This is a genomic window from Pseudomonas shirazensis, from assembly GCF_050496565.1.
Classification (GTDB): domain Bacteria; phylum Pseudomonadota; class Gammaproteobacteria; order Pseudomonadales; family Pseudomonadaceae; genus Aquipseudomonas; species Aquipseudomonas shirazensis_A.
In genome coordinates, this window is the sequence record NZ_JBNWAE010000013.1 from 121,538 (window position 1) to 136,587 (window position 15,050).

Consider the following 15,050-nt stretch of genomic DNA (forward strand, 5'->3'; position numbering starts at 1 on the left):
GTATCGTCATCGGGCTGGTGGTACTGACGCTGTTGCTGTTGACAATTATCATCAAGTCCGATGAACAAAACCGGCCCTCGCAAGTGAGAGCCGGCCCGAATTGCCTAGTTAGCCCAGGGCATCGACCAACGCCTGATTCATCTGCGGCGTACCGATGGTGATGCGCAGGAACTGGGCGATCCGCGCTTGTTTGAAGTGACGCACGATCACCCCTTGCTCGCGCAGGCGCGCAGCCAGTTCAGCGGCGTCGTGCCGTGGGTGGCGAGCAAAGATGAAGTTGGCCGCTGACGGCAGCACCTCGAAACCCTTGGCCTGCAGCTGCGCGACCAGCGCCTCGCGGCTGTCGATGACCTGGCGACAGGTCTCGTCGAAGTAGTCGCGGTCTTCGAACGCTACAGCGGCGCCGACGATCGCCATGCGGTCGAGCGGGTACGAGTTGAAGCTGTTCTTGATCCGCTCCAGCGCATCGATCAGGTCCGGGTGGCCCACCGCCAAGCCTACCCGCAGGCCGGCCAGCGAGCGCGACTTGGACAAGGTCTGGGTGACCAGCAGGTTGTCGTAACGGTCGACCAGGCTGATCGCCGTCTGGCCGCCGAAGTCGATGTAGGCTTCGTCGACCACCACCACCGAGTCAGGGTTGGCCTGCAGCAACTGCTCGATCGCCTCCAGCGCCAACAGGCAGCCCGTCGGCGCGTTCGGGTTGGGGAAGATGATGCCGCCGTTGGGCTTGGCATAATCTTCGACGCGGATCTGGAACTGCTCGTCCAGGGCGATCTGCTCGAACGGAATGCCGTACAGGCCGCAGTACACCGGATAGAAGCTGTAGCTGACATCCGGGAACAGCAGCGGTGCGCCGTGCTGGAACAGGCCATGGAAAATGTGCGCAAGTACCTCGTCCGAGCCATTGCCGACGAATACCTGGCCGCTGCTCACGCCGTAGTACTCGGCCACGGCCTGCTTGAGCCGGTCACTGTTCGGGTCCGGGTACAGCCGAAGGTTGTCGTTCAACTCGCCGCGCATGGCCTCCAGCGCCTTGGGCGACGGGCCATAGGGGTTTTCATTGGTGTTGAGTTTGATCAGGCGGGCCAGCTTGGGCTGCTCGCCGGGTACGTAAGGCACCAGGTCCTTGACGAATGGGCTCCAGAATCGACTCATGTTCAGTTGCCCTCGGCAGTGGTGCGGATACGGTATTCGGCGCTGCGGGCGTGGGCCGTCAGCGATTCGCCACGGGCCAGCACCGACGCGGTGTGGCCGAGCTCGGAAGCACCCTGCTCGGAGCAGAAGATGATCGACGAGCGCTTCTGGAAGTCATACACGCCCAGCGGCGACGAGAAGCGCGCGGTGCCGGAGGTGGGCAGCACGTGGTTAGGGCCTGCGCAGTAATCGCCCAGCGCCTCGCTGGTGTGGCGGCCCATGAAGATCGCGCCGGCGTGGCGGATCTGCGGCAGCCAGGCCTGCGGGTCGGCAACCGACAGTTCAAGGTGCTCCGGGGCAATCCGGTTGGCCACTTCGATGGCCTGCTGCATGTCACGCACGTGGATCAGTGCACCACGGCCATTGATCGACTTCTCGATGATCTCGGCGCGCTCCAGGGTCGGCATCAGTTTGTCGATGCTGGCCGCTACCCGATCCAGAAACTCCGCATCCGGGCTGACCAGAATGGCCTGGGCATCTTCATCGTGCTCGGCCTGGGAGAACAGGTCCATGGCGATCCAGTCCGGATCGGTCTGGCCGTCGCAGACCACCAGAATTTCCGACGGGCCGGCGATCATGTCGATACCGACCTGACCGAACACATGGCGCTTGGCAGTAGCCACATAGATGTTGCCCGGGCCGACGATCTTGTCGACCTGCGGCACGCTCTCGGTGCCGTAGGCAAGCGCAGCCACGGCCTGGGCGCCGCCGACCGTGAACACCCGGTCGACGCCGGCGATGCAGGCTGCCGCGAGCACCAATTCGTTTAGCTCGCCACGCGGCGTTGGCACCACCATGACCACTTCGCCGACACCGGCAACCTTGGCCGGGATGGCGTTCATCAATACCGACGACGGATAGGACGCCTTGCCGCCGGGGACGTACAAGCCAGCGCGGTCCAGTGGCGTGACTTTCTGGCCAAGCACGGTGCCGTCAGCTTCGGTGTACTGCCAGGAGTCCTGCTTCTGCCGCTCGTGGTAGCTGCGCACCCGCTCGGCGGCTTTTTCCAGAGCTTCACGCTGGCTCGCGGTAATCCGCGTAAGCGCAAGCTCCAGCCGGGCACGGTCAAGAATCAGATCATTGATGGAGGTCGCCTGTACGCCGTCGAAGCGTTGGGTGAACTCGACCAATGCGGCGTCACCGCGCTCACGGACGGCTTTGATGATGTCGAGCACGCGCTGGTTGACCGCGTCATCGGACACACTCTCCCAGCTCAGCAGATGATCCAGATGTCGGGCGAAATCCGGATCAGCGGCGTTGAGACGGGCAATTGCAGTGGACACGGTCATGGCGAGGGCCTCGAATAATAGCGAATGCTCAGGCGCCCTAGGCTACCAGTCGATCCGCGCGGGCACCTGAGAAAATTGGCTATGGCGCGGATAGACGGGCACGACAGCGAAGGTCGTGCGCAGGAGTCAACCGCGGTGTCGCGACTCGACCGCTTGGCGCAGGGTGTCGATCAGGCTCTGGATGCGCGCATGCTGCATCTTCATCGAAGCCTTGTTCACCACCAGTCGCGAGCTGACCATGGCGATCAGCTCTTGCGGCTCGAGGCCGTTGGCACGCAGGGTATTGCCGGTGTCGACCACGTCGATGATCTTGTCGGCGAGGTTGATCAGCGGCGCCAGCTCCATCGAGCCGTACAGCTTGATGATGTCGACCTGACGGCCCTGTTCGGCATAGTAACGCTTGGCAACATTGACGAACTTGGTGGCGACGCGCAGACGGCCCTTGGGCTCGGGGGCGCCGACAACACCGGCGGTCATCAGCTTGCAGCAGGCGATCTGCAGGTCCAGCGGCTCATACAGGCCCTGGCCGCCGTACTCCATGAGCACGTCCTTGCCAGCCACACCGAGGTCAGCCGCCCCATGCTCGACATAGGTCGGCACGTCGGTGGCGCGCACGATCAGCAGGCGCACGTCATCCTGCGTCGTGGGGATGATCAGCTTGCGGCTCTTGTCCGGGTTCTCGGTGGGCACAATACCGGCTTCGGCCAGCAACGGCAGGGTATCGTCGAGAATGCGGCCTTTGGATAGCGCGATGGTCAACATGGCAAACGTCGGTCCTTAAGCGGCTACAGCAGCCGGGAGCAAAGCCCGGCGGCATTGAATTCGTTGGCGCGTCCTTGCGCCTGGGCAGGTTAGCCCGGTACGCGGCGGATCTTCGCGCCGAGCATTTGCAGCTTCTCTTCGATGCACTCGTAACCACGGTCGATGTGGTAGATGCGATCGATCAGGGTGTCGCCCTCGGCAACCAGGGCCGACAGTACCAGGCTGGCCGACGCACGCAGGTCGGTGGCCATCACTGGCGCGCCCTTGAGGGCCTTGACCCCGGTAACGATGGCAGTGTTGCCTTCGACCTGGATGTGCGCGCCCATGCGGTGCATTTCGTAAACATGCATGAAGCGGTTTTCGAAGATCGTCTCGATCACTGCACCGGTGCCTTCGGCAATGGCGTTGAGCGAGATGAACTGCGCCTGCATGTCGGTCGGGAACGCCGGATACGGAGCGGTGCGCAGGTTGACGGCTTTGGGCCGCTTGCCGTGCATGTTCAGCTCGATCCAGTCTTCACCGGTGGTGATATCGGCGCCGGCTTCCTTGAGCTTCTCGAGGACTGCTTCCAGGATGGTCGGATCGGTGTCCTTGACCTTGACCCGGCCGCCAGTGACAGCAGCTGCCACCAGGTAGGTGCCGGTTTCGATACGGTCAGGCATGACCCGGTAGTGAGCCGAATGCAGACGCTCGACGCCATCGATGGTGATGGTGTCGGTGCCCGCGCCCTGGACGTTGGCGCCCATGGCGATCAGGAAGTTGGCCAGATCGACCACTTCGGGTTCGCGTGCGGCGTTTTGCAGAACGCTGCGCCCGCGAGCCAGAGCAGCAGCCATCATGATGTTTTCGGTGCCGGTCACGCTCACCGTGTCGAAGAAGAAGTGCGCGCCGCGCAGGCCGCCTTCAGGCGCCTTGGCCTTGATGTAGCCGCCTTCGACTTCGATGGTTGCACCCATGGCCTCCAGGCCGCGGATGTGCAGGTCAACCGGACGCGAACCAATCGCGCAACCGCCAGGCAGGGCAACTTCAGCCTCGCCGAAGCGAGCAACCATCGGCCCCAGTACCAGAATCGAGGCGCGCATGGTCTTGACCAGCTCGTACGGCGCGATCAGTGTCTTGATTGCACGCGGATCGATTTCGACTGCCAGCTTCTCGTCGATCACAGGCTCGATGCCCATGCGCCCGAACAGCTCGATCATGGTGGTGATGTCGTGCAAATGCGGCAGGTTGCCGACGGTCACTGGACCATCGCACAGCAGCGTTGCTGCAAGAATCGGCAGGGCAGCGTTCTTTGCCCCGGAAATGCGGATCTCGCCATCGAGACGAGGGCCGCCAGTAATAATTAGTTTGTCCATAAGGATCTCGCCGCCAAGTTGGCTCAGGTGCGCTCAGCCCAGGCTGCGCTGCTGAAAAATTTCATGGTTACCGCGTGGATACTGCCATCGGCAATCCACGGATTCAGGTGAGCATAGATCGCCTGTTGACGCTTTACCGGGCTCTGCCCCGCCAGCTCGTCGCTGATCACGTTCAACTGGAAGTTGCAGCCTTCGCCTTCAACTTCGACCCGGGTTCCGGGCAATTTCGCTTCAAGGAAGCTCTTAACTTCTACGGCCTGCATGCTCAACCTCAATCGGCGCCCTGTGCGCGCGGGTCGGCCATCATACAAAAAAGCCCCTCGCCTGCGAAGCCCATGAATGGACACGCTGACCGAGGGGCCTTTTCACCTTGCCGGGCAATCAGCCCGCCAACACTTCATCGAGGTCATAGACCTCGGCGATTTCACGCATGTCGTCAGGCATGCCGCGCAGTGCCCAGGACTTGCCTGCGGCCTGCGCATCACGCATGAACGCCAGCAGCAGCGACAAGCCGACACTGCTCGACTTGACCACCGCCGAGCAGTCCAGCAGTACCTGCTGCTCACCGCAGGCGGCAATCAGTGCCTTGCCCTGCTTGCGCAGGGCGGGGCCCGTGCGAAAGTCCAGCACGCCGGCCAGACGCAGCACGCCCGGCTCGGCCATGCTTACGCTGGTTTCACTCATTTGACTGCCTTCTCCGGCGAGCTGTCGGCGGTTTGCTTGGCCTTGGCCACTTCACCTGCCCAGCCGTCGATGGTCTTGTCCAGGTCATTGCCATTGCGCGACATGGCGTCGGCGAACTGGTCACGGAACAGCTTGCCGATGTTGATGCCATTGACGATGACGTTACGTACCTTCCACTCGCCGTCCAGTTTGACCATGGTGTATTGCACTGGGTACACCGCACCGTTGGTGCCGGTAACCTTCATGCCCACGCTGGTGCGATCGCCTTCATCGCCCTTGGCAGGGTCGAGGGTGATGCCCTGGTTGTTGTACTCGAGCAAGGCATTGCCATAGAACTGCATCAGGCTGCGCTTGAAGTTTTCCTGGAAGCGCTGCATCTGCGCAGGTGTGGCCTTGCGCGAATACTTGACGGTCATGATGCTCTTGGAGATGCCATCAGCATCGACCACCGGGCCGAGGTTGCTGTTGAGGGCATCGTAGAACGCCTGCGGGTCAGCTTTGTATTGCTGTTTGTTGGCCTTGAGGTCGCTGAGCAACTGATTGGTAGTGGTCTGAATCACTTCCCGGGCGCTTTGCCCAGGTGCAGCGGTGGTCAGCAGGGGGAAAGCCGCCAGCAGGACCAGCAAACCGCGTCGCAGGATCGAGATCATGGAAACTCCTTAATTAGCTGGGTTGGCTTCTTTCGGTTCTTTGCCAACAGTATTGAGCAGGAACTTGCCAATCAGATCTTCCAGTACCAGGGCCGACTGGGTGTCATGGATGGTGCTGTCATCTTTGAGCACCTGATCCTCACCACCCACGCTGATACCGATGTACTTCTCGCCGAGCAACCCGGCGGTCAGGATCGATGCAGTGGAGTCGACCGGCAGATTATCGACGTTCTTGTCCAGCTGCAGGGTGACCCGACCGGTGTAGGAATCGCGATCCAGATCGATGGCCGTGACCTTGCCGATGGTCACACCGGCCATGGTCACTTTAGCTCTGACCGTCAAACCGGCGATATTGTCGAAGTACGCGTAAACTTTATAGGTATCGCTGGTCGGGCTGGCCGACAGCCCGCTGACACGCAGGGCCAGCAGCAGCAACGCCAGGATCCCGGCCAGGAGGAACAGGCCGACACCGATTTCCAGGGTGCGGTTTTGCATCAGAAATCTCCAAACATCAAGGCGGTCAGAATAAAGTCCAGACCCAGCACTGCCAACGAGGCATAGACCACGGTCTTGGTGGTGGCACGGCTGATCCCCTCTGAAGTGGGCTCACAGTCATACCCCTGGAAAACGGCAATCCAGGTCACGACGAAGGCAAACACCAGGCTTTTGACCAGGCCGTTGAGCACGTCATCGGTGAATGAAACACTGTTCTGCATGTTGGCCCAGAACGAGCCTTCGTAGACACCCAGCCAGTCGACTGCCACCCACGAACCACCCCAGATGCCCACCACGCTGAACATCAGCGCCAGTAGCGGCAGCGAGATGAAGCCGGCCCACAGGCGCGGTGCAACAATGTACTTGAGCGGGTCGACGCCGATCATTTCCAGGCTCGACAACTGCTCGGTGGATTTCATGTTGCCGATTTCGGCAGTCAGTGCAGAGCCCGCGCGGCCGGCAAACAGCAGCGCAGTGACCACCGGGCCGAGTTCGCGCAACAGCGTCAGGGCAACCATCTGCCCGACCGCTTGCTCGGAGCCGTATTTGGTGAGGATGCTGTAGCCCTGCAGGGCCAGCACCATGCCGATGAACATGCCGGAAACGACAATGATCGCCAGCGACAGCACGCCGACCGAATAAAGCTGCTTGACCAGCAGCTGGAAGCCACCGCCAAGCCCGCCCCGACCGACCAGGGCATGGCACAGGAACAGGCACGAACGGCCCAGTACTGCCACTACATCGATGGCCGAGCGACCGAGCAGGCGTACGCGTTCAAGTAAGGATCTTCGGCGCATCAACGCGTCCCCAGCAGATCGGCGCGGTAGTCAGGCGCAGGAAAATGGAAAGGTACCGGTCCGTCCGGATCGCCTTTCATGAATTGGCGAATGCGCGGGTTGTCCGAGCCCATCAGCTCGTCCGGAGTGCCCTGACCCAGCACCTGGCCATCACCCACTACATAGATGTAGTCGGCGATGCTCGCGGTTTCCGCCAGGTCGTGCGACACGACAATACTGGTAATGCCCAGGGCATCGTTGAGCAGACGGATCAAACGCACCAGAACACCCATCGCGATAGGGTCCTGGCCGACGAATGGCTCGTCGTACATGAGAATCTGCGGATCCAGGGCAATCGCCCGCGCCAACGCCACCCGCCGCTTCATGCCGCCGGAGAGCTCGTCGGGCATCAGGTCGATGGCGCCGCGCAGGCCAACGGCCTGCAGTTTCATCAGGACGATGTCGCGGATCATCTCTTCCGACAGCTCGGTGTGCACCCGCAGCGGGAAGGCAACGTTCTCGAACACGTCGAGGTCGGTGAACAGTGCACCGCTCTGGAACAGCACGCCCATCTGCTTGCGTGCATCGAACAGATCACTGCGCGACAGCGTCGGCAAATTCTGCCCGGCCACCCACACTTCGCCGCTGGCGGGGCGCAGCTGGGCGCCCATCAGGCGCAACAGGGTGGTCTTGCCGCACCCCGATGGCCCCATGATGCCAGTGACCTTTCCGCGCGGGATGCGGATGTCGACATTACTGAAAATGCTGCGCGAACCGCGCTTGAAGGTAACCCCCTTCAACTCGACCGCGTAGGCGCTATCCACACTCATCTAGACTCCTTGCAATACAGCCTCGTCCAATGGACGCCTGCCCTCATCATGAAGGCACACACGCCCCACCCGGGCCGAATCAGCGGCGAACTATAGCACCGCAGGCGGGCCCGCCCCAAGGCCATCGCGGCGTCATTCAGGCTAATGACAGGCAGCACTGGCAGCCTTATGACAATCCAGTGATGAGCCTTTCGCACATTGCGGCTATAATCGGCGCCTTTTCATCAGGCATTGCTTTTCGACATGAGCCAATCCAGCGAGCTGATCCAATCTGCCCAGCGCACTTTGCGCCTGGAACTCGAGGCTGTTGAGGGCCTGTTGCCGCGTATCGACGACAATTTCGTCAAGGCCTGCGAACTGATTCTGGCCAGCAAAGGCCGCGTGGTCGTGGTTGGCATGGGCAAGTCCGGGCATATCGGCAACAAGATCGCGGCTACCCTGGCCAGTACCGGTACGCCGTCGTTCTTTGTCCATCCGGCCGAAGCCAGCCACGGTGACATGGGCATGATCACCCGTGATGACGTGATCCTGGCGCTGTCCAACTCCGGCAGCACTGCCGAGATCGTCACGCTGCTGCCATTGATCAAGCGCCTTGGTATTCAGCTGATCAGCCTCACCGGCAACCCCGATTCACAGCTGGCGCAAGCGGCCGAGGCCAACCTCGATGCGCGCGTAGCGCAGGAAGCCTGCCCGCTGAACCTGGCGCCAACTTCCTCCACCACCGCGGCGCTGGTGCTCGGCGACGCCCTTGCGATCGCCCTGCTTGAAGCCCGCGGCTTCTCGGCCGAGGATTTCGCCTTCTCGCACCCCGGCGGCGCCCTCGGCCGACGTTTGCTGCTCAAGGTCGAAAACGTCATGCACTCGGGCGATGAACTGCCGCAGGTGCAACGTGGCACCCTGCTCAAGGAAGCGCTGCTGGAAATGTCCCGCAAAGGTTTGGGCATGACCGTCGTGCTGGAAAACGACGGTACCCTGGCCGGTGTGTTCACTGACGGCGACCTGCGCCGCAGCCTGGACCGCAATATCGATGTACACAACACCCTGATCGATGAGGTGATGACCATGCACGGCAAGACCGCCCGCGCCGAGATGCTCGCCGCCGAAGCCCTGAAGATCATGGAAGACCACAAGATCGGCGCCCTTGTCGTGGTCGATCAGCACGACCGCGCGACCGGCGCGCTGAACATGCACGACCTGCTCCGCGCCGGAGTCATGTGATGAACGGAGATGCCATGAGCGAAGACATCCTGCAACGCGGCAAAGCCATCAAGCTGGCCGTTTTCGACGTCGACGGTGTGCTCACCGACGGCCGCCTGTACTTCCTTGAAGACGGCAGCGAATTCAAGACCTTCAATACCCTCGACGGCCAGGGCATCAAGATGCTCATGGCCTCGGGCGTGACCACGGCGATCATCAGCGGGCGCAAGACCCCGGTGGTCGAGCGTCGGGCGAAGAACCTCGGCATCCCGCACCTGTTTCAGGGCCGCGAGGATAAACTGGTGGTCCTGGACGGCCTTCTTGCTGAACTCGGCCTAAGCTATGAGCAGGTCGCCTACCTGGGCGACGACCTGCCGGACCTGCCGGTGATACGCCGCGTGGGCCTGGGCATGGCCGTAGCCAACGCAGCACCGTTCGTCCGCCAGAACGCCCACGGAGTAACCCAGACCCGCGGCGGCGAAGGCGCAGCCCGCGAGTTCTGTGAACTGATCATGCAGGCCCAGGGCACCCTGGACGCTGCCAACGCCAACTACCTTTAAGGCCGCACATGTTCAGCAAAAAAGCTAGAAACATCGCGCTGCTGGGGCTGATCGCTGCCCTGCTGGTAGCAGTCGGCTACTGGAACGTCAGCCCCGAGAGTTTCCTCGACAAGCCACAGGCCCAGACCGACGAAAGCGCCATCGACTACTATGCGATCAACGCCTACAGCGTGCAGTTCCTGCCCGACGGCAAGATGCAGTATGAGATGACCGCCGACAAGGTCGAGCACCTCAAGGCCAGCGGAGTCACACTGCTGACCACGCCAGACCTGCACATGTATCGCGGCACTGCGTATCCCTGGCATGTCCAGAGCGTGCGTGCCGAGGTCAACCCGGATGGCACCGAGGTCGAGCTGATCGACAAGGTGCGGGTTGCTCGCACCGACGAAAAAAAACGCGAAACCATCATTACCAGCACGCGCATGACAGTGTTCCCGCAGAAGCAATATGCGCAGACCGAGCAAGCCGTTAGAATCGACGGCGCCGGCGGCACCACCACCGGCGTTGGCATGAAAGCGTATTTGAAAGACGGCAGGATGGACCTGCTGTCCAACGTAAGAGGACAGTATGAGGCTCGTTAAAACCCTCCCTTTTTTGCTCAGCCTGAGCGCAGCACTGGGAAGCGCGAGCGCCTTGGCCCTGCCGAACGATCGTGACCAGCCAATTCGTATCCAGGCCGACGACGCTCACCTGGATGACAAGCAAGGCGTAGCTACCTACCGCGGCGACGTGATCATCACCCAAGGTTCGATGATGATCAAAGGCAACACCGTGACCATGACCCGTGCCGCCAATGGCGACATCGACGTGGTGACTTCGGTGGGCAACCTGGCCTACTTCGAGCAACAGCAGGACGCCGCCAAGCCCGACAAGATGAAAGGCTGGGCCGTGACCATTCAATACCAGGCGCAAAAAGACACGGTGATTCTGACCGACCGCGCCAAGGTCGAGAATGAAAGCAACACCACCGAAGGCGAGAAGATCGTCTACAACACCAAGTCGCAGGTCGCAACCGCAGGCAATGCCGGTGGCGCCGCCACGACCAAGCGTCCGCGCATCGACATGGTGATCCAGCCGAAGAAGAAGGCCGAGTAAATGGCAACTCTCAAAGCCCAGCATCTGGCCAAGAGCTACAAGGGCCGCCAGGTGGTTCGCGACGTCAGCCTGTCGATCGACAGCGGCCAGATCGTCGGCTTGCTCGGCCCCAACGGTGCCGGCAAGACCACCTGCTTCTACATGATCGTCGGCCTGGTTCAGGCCGATCAAGGCCGCGTGCTGATCGACAGCAACGACGTCAGCCACCAACCCATGCACGGCCGCGCCCGTGCCGGGATTGGCTACCTGCCGCAGGAAGCGTCGATCTTCCGCAAGCTGTCGGTTGCCGACAACATCATGGCGATCCTCGAAACGCGCAAGGAACTCGACCGTGACGGCCGTCGCAAGGAGCTGGAAAGCCTGCTGCAGGAATTCCACATCAGCCACATCCGCGACAACCTCGGCATGAGCCTCTCCGGCGGCGAACGCCGCCGCGTCGAGATTGCCCGCGCCCTGGCCACCGCACCCAAGTTCATCCTGCTGGATGAACCGTTCGCTGGCGTCGACCCGATCTCGGTAGGTGACATCAAGCAGATCATTCATCACCTCAAGGCCAAGGGTATCGGCGTATTGATCACCGATCACAACGTCCGTGAGACGCTGGATATCTGCGAAACCGCCTACATCGTCAACGATGGTCAACTGATCGCCGAAGGCGATGCAGAGACAATTCTGGCCAACGAGCTGGTCAAGGAAGTCTACCTGGGCCACGAGTTCCGGCTCTGAGGCCCCTTGCCTGGGCACTGGCAGCAGCAAGCTAAAACAGCTTAAGTGATACAGTGCTCTAGGCAAACGCTACAAATTAAGGCATATAACTTGCTTGAAATTGGCGCCGCGGCGCCCTTCGTGTAGTGGATGGCGCAGATGCGCCGGCGGACAAGGTATTAAGCCCAAGCTATGAAACCATCGCTCGTCCTAAAAATGGGCCAGCAACTGACGATGACCCCGCAGTTGCAACAGGCCATTCGTCTGCTTCAGCTCTCGACTCTGGACCTTCAACAGGAAATCCAGGAGGCGCTGGAATCCAACCCGATGCTCGAACGCCAGGAAGACGGCGAAGACTTCGACAACAGCGACCTGCTGGCCGACAGTGCCGAAAGCAAGCCAAGCGCCGAAAGCCTGGACAACAGCTTCCAGGACAGTGGCTTTCAGGATGGCAGCCTGCAGGAAGGCAGCGCCGCCAGTCAGAACCTTGAAGAAGGCGACTGGAACGAGCGCATTCCCAACGAACTGCCGGTCGACACCGCCTGGGAAGATGTCTACCAGACCAGCGCCAGCAGCCTGCCCAGCAACGACGATGACGAGTGGGACTTCACCACCCGCACCTCTGCTGGCGAGAGCCTGCAAAGCCACCTGCTGTGGCAGCTGAACCTGGCGCCAATGTCCGATACCGATCGCCTGATCGCGGTGACGCTGATCGACAGCATCAACCAGCAAGGCTATCTGGAAGACACCCTTGAAGAAATCTGCGCAGGCTTTGACCCGGAGCTCGACATCGAGCTCGATGAGGTCGAGGCCGTGCTGCACCGTATTCAACAGTTCGAACCCGCCGGCGTTGCTGCACGCAACCTGGGCGAGTGCCTGCTGCTGCAACTGCGTCAGTTACCGGCCAATACGCCATGGCTGAGCGAGGCCAAGCGCCTGGTCAGCGACTTCATCGACATGCTCGGCAGCCGCGACTACAGCCAGCTGATGCGCCGCATGAAGCTCAAGGAAGACGAGCTGCGTCAGGTCATCGAGCTGGTGCAGAGTCTCAATCCGCGGCCTGGCTCGCAGATCGAGTCGAGTGAGCCGGAGTACGTGGTGCCTGATGTGATCGTGCGCAAGGACACCGACCGCTGGCTGGTCGAGCTGAATCAGGAAGCCATGCCGCGCCTGCGGGTCAACCCGCAATATGCAGGCTTTGTCCGCCGCGCCGATACCAGCGCCGACAACACCTTCATGCGCAATCAGTTGCAGGAAGCTCGCTGGTTCATCAAGAGCCTGCAGAGCCGCAACGAGACCTTGATGAAGGTTGCCACGCAGATCGTCGAGCACCAGCGCGATTTTCTCGAGTACGGCGACGAGGCGATGAAACCGTTGGTGCTGCATGACATCGCCGAAGCAGTGGGCATGCACGAGTCGACCATTTCTCGCGTCACCACCCAGAAGTACATGCACACCCCGCGTGGCATCTTTGAGTTGAAATACTTTTTCTCGAGCCACGTCAGCACCTCCGAAGGCGGTGAATGCTCGTCCACGGCGATCCGCGCGATCATCAAGAAACTGGTTGCAGCGGAAAATCAGAAAAAGCCATTGAGTGACAGCAAGATCGCTGGTTTACTGGAGGCACAAGGCATCCAGGTAGCCCGTCGCACCGTCGCCAAGTACCGCGAGTCGCTCGGCATAGCACCGTCGAGTGAACGCAAGCGACTGATGTAGCCCCGGGATGTGCCACAGCGTTTTTGTGGCAGGTGCAAGACCTGCCTCTTTATGCACGGGCAACAAAGGAGAAGCTGTATGCAAGTCAACATCAGTGGACACCATGTAGAAGTAACTCCACCACTGCGCGACTACGTCGAGCAGAAGCTGAAGAGACTCGCAGGGCACTTTGACAAGATCACCAACGTCACGGTGATCATGAAAGTCGAGAAACTGCAGCAGAAGATCGAAGCGACTCTGCAGATTCCGGGCGGCGAAGTGGTTGCCAATGCCGAAGACCTAGACATGTATGCAGCCATCGACAATTTGGCTGACAAGCTCGACCGCCAACTGAAAAAACACAAGGAAAAACAGCAAAGTCTCCTGCAAGGTGCAGCTGCTCGCTGATCCCCCTCATCCATGATCCGACTTGAAACCATCCTGACCCCCGGCCGTTCCCTGGTGAACGTGCCGGGCGTCAGCAGTAAGAAACGCGCCCTCGAAGAAATCGCCAAAGTCGTAGCCAGCGAAGTCAGCGAGCTCGACCAGCAGGAAGTCTTCGAGAAGCTGATCGCCCGCGAAAAACTGGGCTCCACCGGGTTCGGCAATGGCATCGCCATTCCGCACTGCCGCCTCAAGGGCTGCGCCAATCCGGTCAGCGCCCTGCTCCACCTGGATCACCCAATCGATTTCGACGCCATCGATGGCGCCCCGGTGGACCTGCTGTTCGTCCTGCTGGTGCCCGAAGCCGCCACCGATGCGCACCTTGAGCTGTTGCGCCAGATTGCCAGCATGCTCGATCGCGAAGACGTGCGTAAGCGTCTGCGCGCTGCGAGCGACAACGAGGCCTTGTACAAGGTCGTCCTGGACGTGCAAAACGGGAGCTGAGCATGCGCCTGATCATCGTCAGCGGCCGCTCTGGCTCCGGCAAGAGCACTGCACTTGCCGTGCTGGAAGACAACGGCTTCTACTGCATAGACAACCTGCCCGCCGGGTTGCTGCCGCAGCTGGCTGAAAACGCGTTGATCAATACCGAGCTGATGCAGCCCAAGGTTGCCGTGTCGATCGATGCGCGCAACCTGCCAGGCCATCTGTCGCGCTTCCCCGAGCTGCTCGAAGATGCCCGCGCGCGGCACATCCAGTGCGATGTGCTGTACCTGGACGCTGACGAAGACACCCTGCTCAAGCGCTTCTCCGAAACGCGCCGGCGTCACCCGCTGACCAACGCCAATCGCTCGCTGGCCGAAGCCATTCGGGTCGAGAGCGAGATGCTCGGGCCGATTGCGGACCTTGCCGACCTGAAGATCGATACCACCAACCTCAATCTCTACCAGCTACGCGATTCGATCAAGTTGCGCCTGCTCAACCAACCCGAGCCGGGCACAGCGTTTCTGGTGGAATCGTTTGGCTTCAAGCGGGGCATGCCGGTCGACGCCGACCTGGTGTTCGATGTGCGCTGCCTGCCCAATCCATACTGGAAGCCGGAAATCCGCGAACACTCGGGCCTTGATCAGCCGGTCATCGATTACCTGGCTGCACAGCCGGATGTCGAAGAGATGTTCCAGGACATCTCCAGCTATCTGCTCAAATGGCTGCCGCGCTTCGCCGCCAGCAACCGTGCCTATGTCACCATCGCCATCGGCTGCACCGGCGGCCACCATCGCTCGGTGTACCTGACCGAGCGCCTCGGCCAGGTTCTGCAGCAATCCTTGAAAAACGTCCAGGTCCGCCACCGCGACCTCTAGCCCACAGGATTTACCCGA

General features: G+C 61.1%; 19 protein-coding genes. 9 read left to right on the plus strand and 10 right to left on the minus strand.

The features are described 5' to 3' along the window. Positions 1 to 108: 108 nt before the first annotated feature. The 10 genes from hisC to ACQZ2L_RS18865 all read right to left on the minus strand — a co-directional run bounded on the left by hisC (position 109) and on the right by ACQZ2L_RS18865 (position 8,035). A complete protein-coding gene (gene hisC / locus ACQZ2L_RS18820) occupies positions 109 to 1,155 on the minus strand; it encodes a histidinol-phosphate transaminase (protein ID WP_430327350.1) in 1,047 nt (348 codons plus the stop codon). A gap of 2 nt (positions 1,156 to 1,157) precedes the next feature. Next, entirely contained in the window at positions 1,158 to 2,483 is a 1,326-nt protein-coding gene (gene hisD / locus ACQZ2L_RS18825; protein WP_430327351.1) for a histidinol dehydrogenase, read from the minus strand. A 126-nt stretch (positions 2,484 to 2,609) separates the two neighbouring features. Next, complete coding sequence (gene hisG / locus ACQZ2L_RS18830) at positions 2,610 to 3,245, minus strand: ATP phosphoribosyltransferase (RefSeq protein ID WP_101316884.1); 636 nt, start codon at positions 3,243 to 3,245, stop codon at positions 2,610 to 2,612. A gap of 89 nt (positions 3,246 to 3,334) precedes the next feature. Then, complete coding sequence (gene murA, locus ACQZ2L_RS18835; RefSeq protein ID WP_430327352.1) at positions 3,335 to 4,600, minus strand: UDP-N-acetylglucosamine 1-carboxyvinyltransferase; 1,266 nt, start codon at positions 4,598 to 4,600, stop codon at positions 3,335 to 3,337. Positions 4,601 to 4,623: 23 nt separating this feature from the next. Then, a complete protein-coding gene (locus tag ACQZ2L_RS18840) occupies positions 4,624 to 4,863 on the minus strand; it encodes a BolA family protein (protein ID WP_101316880.1) in 240 nt (79 codons plus the stop codon). Between the two features lie 118 nt (positions 4,864 to 4,981). Beyond that, entirely contained in the window at positions 4,982 to 5,284 is a 303-nt protein-coding gene (locus ACQZ2L_RS18845) for an STAS domain-containing protein (RefSeq protein WP_430327353.1), read from the minus strand. Continuing rightward, positions 5,281 to 5,934, minus strand: a complete 654-nt coding sequence (locus tag ACQZ2L_RS18850) for an MlaC/ttg2D family ABC transporter substrate-binding protein (RefSeq protein ID WP_430327354.1) — start codon at positions 5,932 to 5,934, stop codon at positions 5,281 to 5,283. Before ACQZ2L_RS18850 ends, ACQZ2L_RS18845 begins: the two co-directional genes overlap by 4 nt. A gap of 9 nt (positions 5,935 to 5,943) precedes the next feature. After that, complete coding sequence (gene mlaD / locus ACQZ2L_RS18855) at positions 5,944 to 6,429, minus strand: outer membrane lipid asymmetry maintenance protein MlaD (protein WP_101316874.1); 486 nt, start codon at positions 6,427 to 6,429, stop codon at positions 5,944 to 5,946. Continuing rightward, entirely contained in the window at positions 6,429 to 7,226 is a 798-nt protein-coding gene (gene mlaE, locus ACQZ2L_RS18860; RefSeq protein ID WP_314878035.1) for a lipid asymmetry maintenance ABC transporter permease subunit MlaE, read from the minus strand. The genes mlaD and mlaE overlap by 1 nt, the downstream gene beginning before the upstream one ends. After that, positions 7,226 to 8,035: an ATP-binding cassette domain-containing protein gene (locus ACQZ2L_RS18865; RefSeq protein ID WP_101316869.1), complete on the minus strand. Its 810-nt coding sequence runs from the start codon at positions 8,033 to 8,035 to the stop codon at positions 7,226 to 7,228. Before ACQZ2L_RS18865 ends, mlaE begins: the two co-directional genes overlap by 1 nt. A gap of 243 nt (positions 8,036 to 8,278) precedes the next feature. Here ACQZ2L_RS18865 and ACQZ2L_RS18870 point away from each other — a divergent pair, with 243 nt between their 5' ends. The 9 genes from ACQZ2L_RS18870 to rapZ all read left to right on the plus strand — a co-directional run bounded on the left by ACQZ2L_RS18870 (position 8,279) and on the right by rapZ (position 15,032). Further along, positions 8,279 to 9,253, plus strand: coding sequence for a KpsF/GutQ family sugar-phosphate isomerase (locus ACQZ2L_RS18870; protein WP_430327355.1), 975 nt, complete (start codon positions 8,279 to 8,281; stop codon positions 9,251 to 9,253). A 14-nt stretch (positions 9,254 to 9,267) separates the two neighbouring features. Further along, positions 9,268 to 9,792, plus strand: coding sequence for a KdsC family phosphatase (locus tag ACQZ2L_RS18875; RefSeq protein WP_430327356.1), 525 nt, complete (start codon positions 9,268 to 9,270; stop codon positions 9,790 to 9,792). An 8-nt stretch (positions 9,793 to 9,800) separates the two neighbouring features. Next, the gene (gene lptC, locus ACQZ2L_RS18880; RefSeq protein ID WP_430327357.1) at positions 9,801 to 10,373 is read left to right on the plus strand and encodes an LPS export ABC transporter periplasmic protein LptC; all 573 of its coding nucleotides are present in this window, start codon (positions 9,801 to 9,803) and stop codon (positions 10,371 to 10,373) included. Beyond that, entirely contained in the window at positions 10,360 to 10,887 is a 528-nt protein-coding gene (gene lptA, locus ACQZ2L_RS18885) for a lipopolysaccharide transport periplasmic protein LptA (protein WP_101316862.1), read from the plus strand. Before lptC ends, lptA begins: the two co-directional genes overlap by 14 nt. Next, positions 10,888 to 11,613 carry an LPS export ABC transporter ATP-binding protein gene (gene lptB / locus ACQZ2L_RS18890; protein WP_314878041.1) on the plus strand — a complete coding sequence of 242 codons (726 nt, stop codon included), beginning with the start codon at positions 10,888 to 10,890 and terminating at the stop codon, positions 11,611 to 11,613. 171 nt (positions 11,614 to 11,784) lie between these two features. Then, positions 11,785 to 13,308, plus strand: a complete 1,524-nt coding sequence (locus ACQZ2L_RS18895; protein ID WP_430327358.1) for an RNA polymerase factor sigma-54 — start codon at positions 11,785 to 11,787, stop codon at positions 13,306 to 13,308. A 78-nt stretch (positions 13,309 to 13,386) separates the two neighbouring features. Next, on the plus strand, positions 13,387 to 13,695 hold the full coding sequence (gene hpf, locus ACQZ2L_RS18900) for a ribosome hibernation-promoting factor, HPF/YfiA family (RefSeq protein WP_101316856.1): 309 nt from the start codon (positions 13,387 to 13,389) through the stop codon (positions 13,693 to 13,695). A gap of 12 nt (positions 13,696 to 13,707) precedes the next feature. Then, positions 13,708 to 14,175, plus strand: coding sequence for a PTS IIA-like nitrogen regulatory protein PtsN (gene ptsN / locus ACQZ2L_RS18905; RefSeq protein ID WP_430327359.1), 468 nt, complete (start codon positions 13,708 to 13,710; stop codon positions 14,173 to 14,175). Between the two features lie 2 nt (positions 14,176 to 14,177). Next, positions 14,178 to 15,032, plus strand: a complete 855-nt coding sequence (gene rapZ, locus ACQZ2L_RS18910) for an RNase adapter RapZ (RefSeq protein ID WP_430327360.1) — start codon at positions 14,178 to 14,180, stop codon at positions 15,030 to 15,032. The last annotated feature ends 18 nt before the right edge of the window (positions 15,033 to 15,050 follow it).

What these genes read in the sequence shown, in the direction of transcription:
- hisC (WP_430327350.1), bottom strand. Translation starts at nt 1,155, where the DNA reads ATGAGTCGATTCTGGAGCCCATTCGTCAAGGACCTGGTGCCTTACGTA.
- hisD (WP_430327351.1), bottom strand. Translation starts at nt 2,483, where the DNA reads ATGACCGTGTCCACTGCAATTGCCCGTCTCAACGCCGCTGATCCGGAT.
- hisG (WP_101316884.1), bottom strand. Translation starts at nt 3,245, where the DNA reads ATGTTGACCATCGCGCTATCCAAAGGCCGCATTCTCGACGATACCCTG.
- murA (WP_430327352.1), bottom strand. Translation starts at nt 4,600, where the DNA reads ATGGACAAACTAATTATTACTGGCGGCCCTCGTCTCGATGGCGAGATC.
- ACQZ2L_RS18840 (WP_101316880.1), bottom strand. Translation starts at nt 4,863, where the DNA reads ATGCAGGCCGTAGAAGTTAAGAGCTTCCTTGAAGCGAAATTGCCCGGA.
- ACQZ2L_RS18845 (WP_430327353.1), bottom strand. Translation starts at nt 5,284, where the DNA reads ATGAGTGAAACCAGCGTAAGCATGGCCGAGCCGGGCGTGCTGCGTCTG.
- ACQZ2L_RS18850 (WP_430327354.1), bottom strand. Translation starts at nt 5,934, where the DNA reads ATGATCTCGATCCTGCGACGCGGTTTGCTGGTCCTGCTGGCGGCTTTC.
- mlaD (WP_101316874.1), bottom strand. Translation starts at nt 6,429, where the DNA reads ATGCAAAACCGCACCCTGGAAATCGGTGTCGGCCTGTTCCTCCTGGCC.
- mlaE (WP_314878035.1), bottom strand. Translation starts at nt 7,226, where the DNA reads ATGCGCCGAAGATCCTTACTTGAACGCGTACGCCTGCTCGGTCGCTCG.
- ACQZ2L_RS18865 (WP_101316869.1), bottom strand. Translation starts at nt 8,035, where the DNA reads ATGAGTGTGGATAGCGCCTACGCGGTCGAGTTGAAGGGGGTTACCTTC.
- ACQZ2L_RS18870 (WP_430327355.1), top strand. Translation starts at nt 8,279, where the DNA reads ATGAGCCAATCCAGCGAGCTGATCCAATCTGCCCAGCGCACTTTGCGC.
- ACQZ2L_RS18875 (WP_430327356.1), top strand. Translation starts at nt 9,268, where the DNA reads ATGAGCGAAGACATCCTGCAACGCGGCAAAGCCATCAAGCTGGCCGTT.
- lptC (WP_430327357.1), top strand. Translation starts at nt 9,801, where the DNA reads ATGTTCAGCAAAAAAGCTAGAAACATCGCGCTGCTGGGGCTGATCGCT.
- lptA (WP_101316862.1), top strand. Translation starts at nt 10,360, where the DNA reads ATGAGGCTCGTTAAAACCCTCCCTTTTTTGCTCAGCCTGAGCGCAGCA.
- lptB (WP_314878041.1), top strand. Translation starts at nt 10,888, where the DNA reads ATGGCAACTCTCAAAGCCCAGCATCTGGCCAAGAGCTACAAGGGCCGC.
- ACQZ2L_RS18895 (WP_430327358.1), top strand. Translation starts at nt 11,785, where the DNA reads ATGAAACCATCGCTCGTCCTAAAAATGGGCCAGCAACTGACGATGACC.
- hpf (WP_101316856.1), top strand. Translation starts at nt 13,387, where the DNA reads ATGCAAGTCAACATCAGTGGACACCATGTAGAAGTAACTCCACCACTG.
- ptsN (WP_430327359.1), top strand. Translation starts at nt 13,708, where the DNA reads ATGATCCGACTTGAAACCATCCTGACCCCCGGCCGTTCCCTGGTGAAC.
- rapZ (WP_430327360.1), top strand. Translation starts at nt 14,178, where the DNA reads ATGCGCCTGATCATCGTCAGCGGCCGCTCTGGCTCCGGCAAGAGCACT.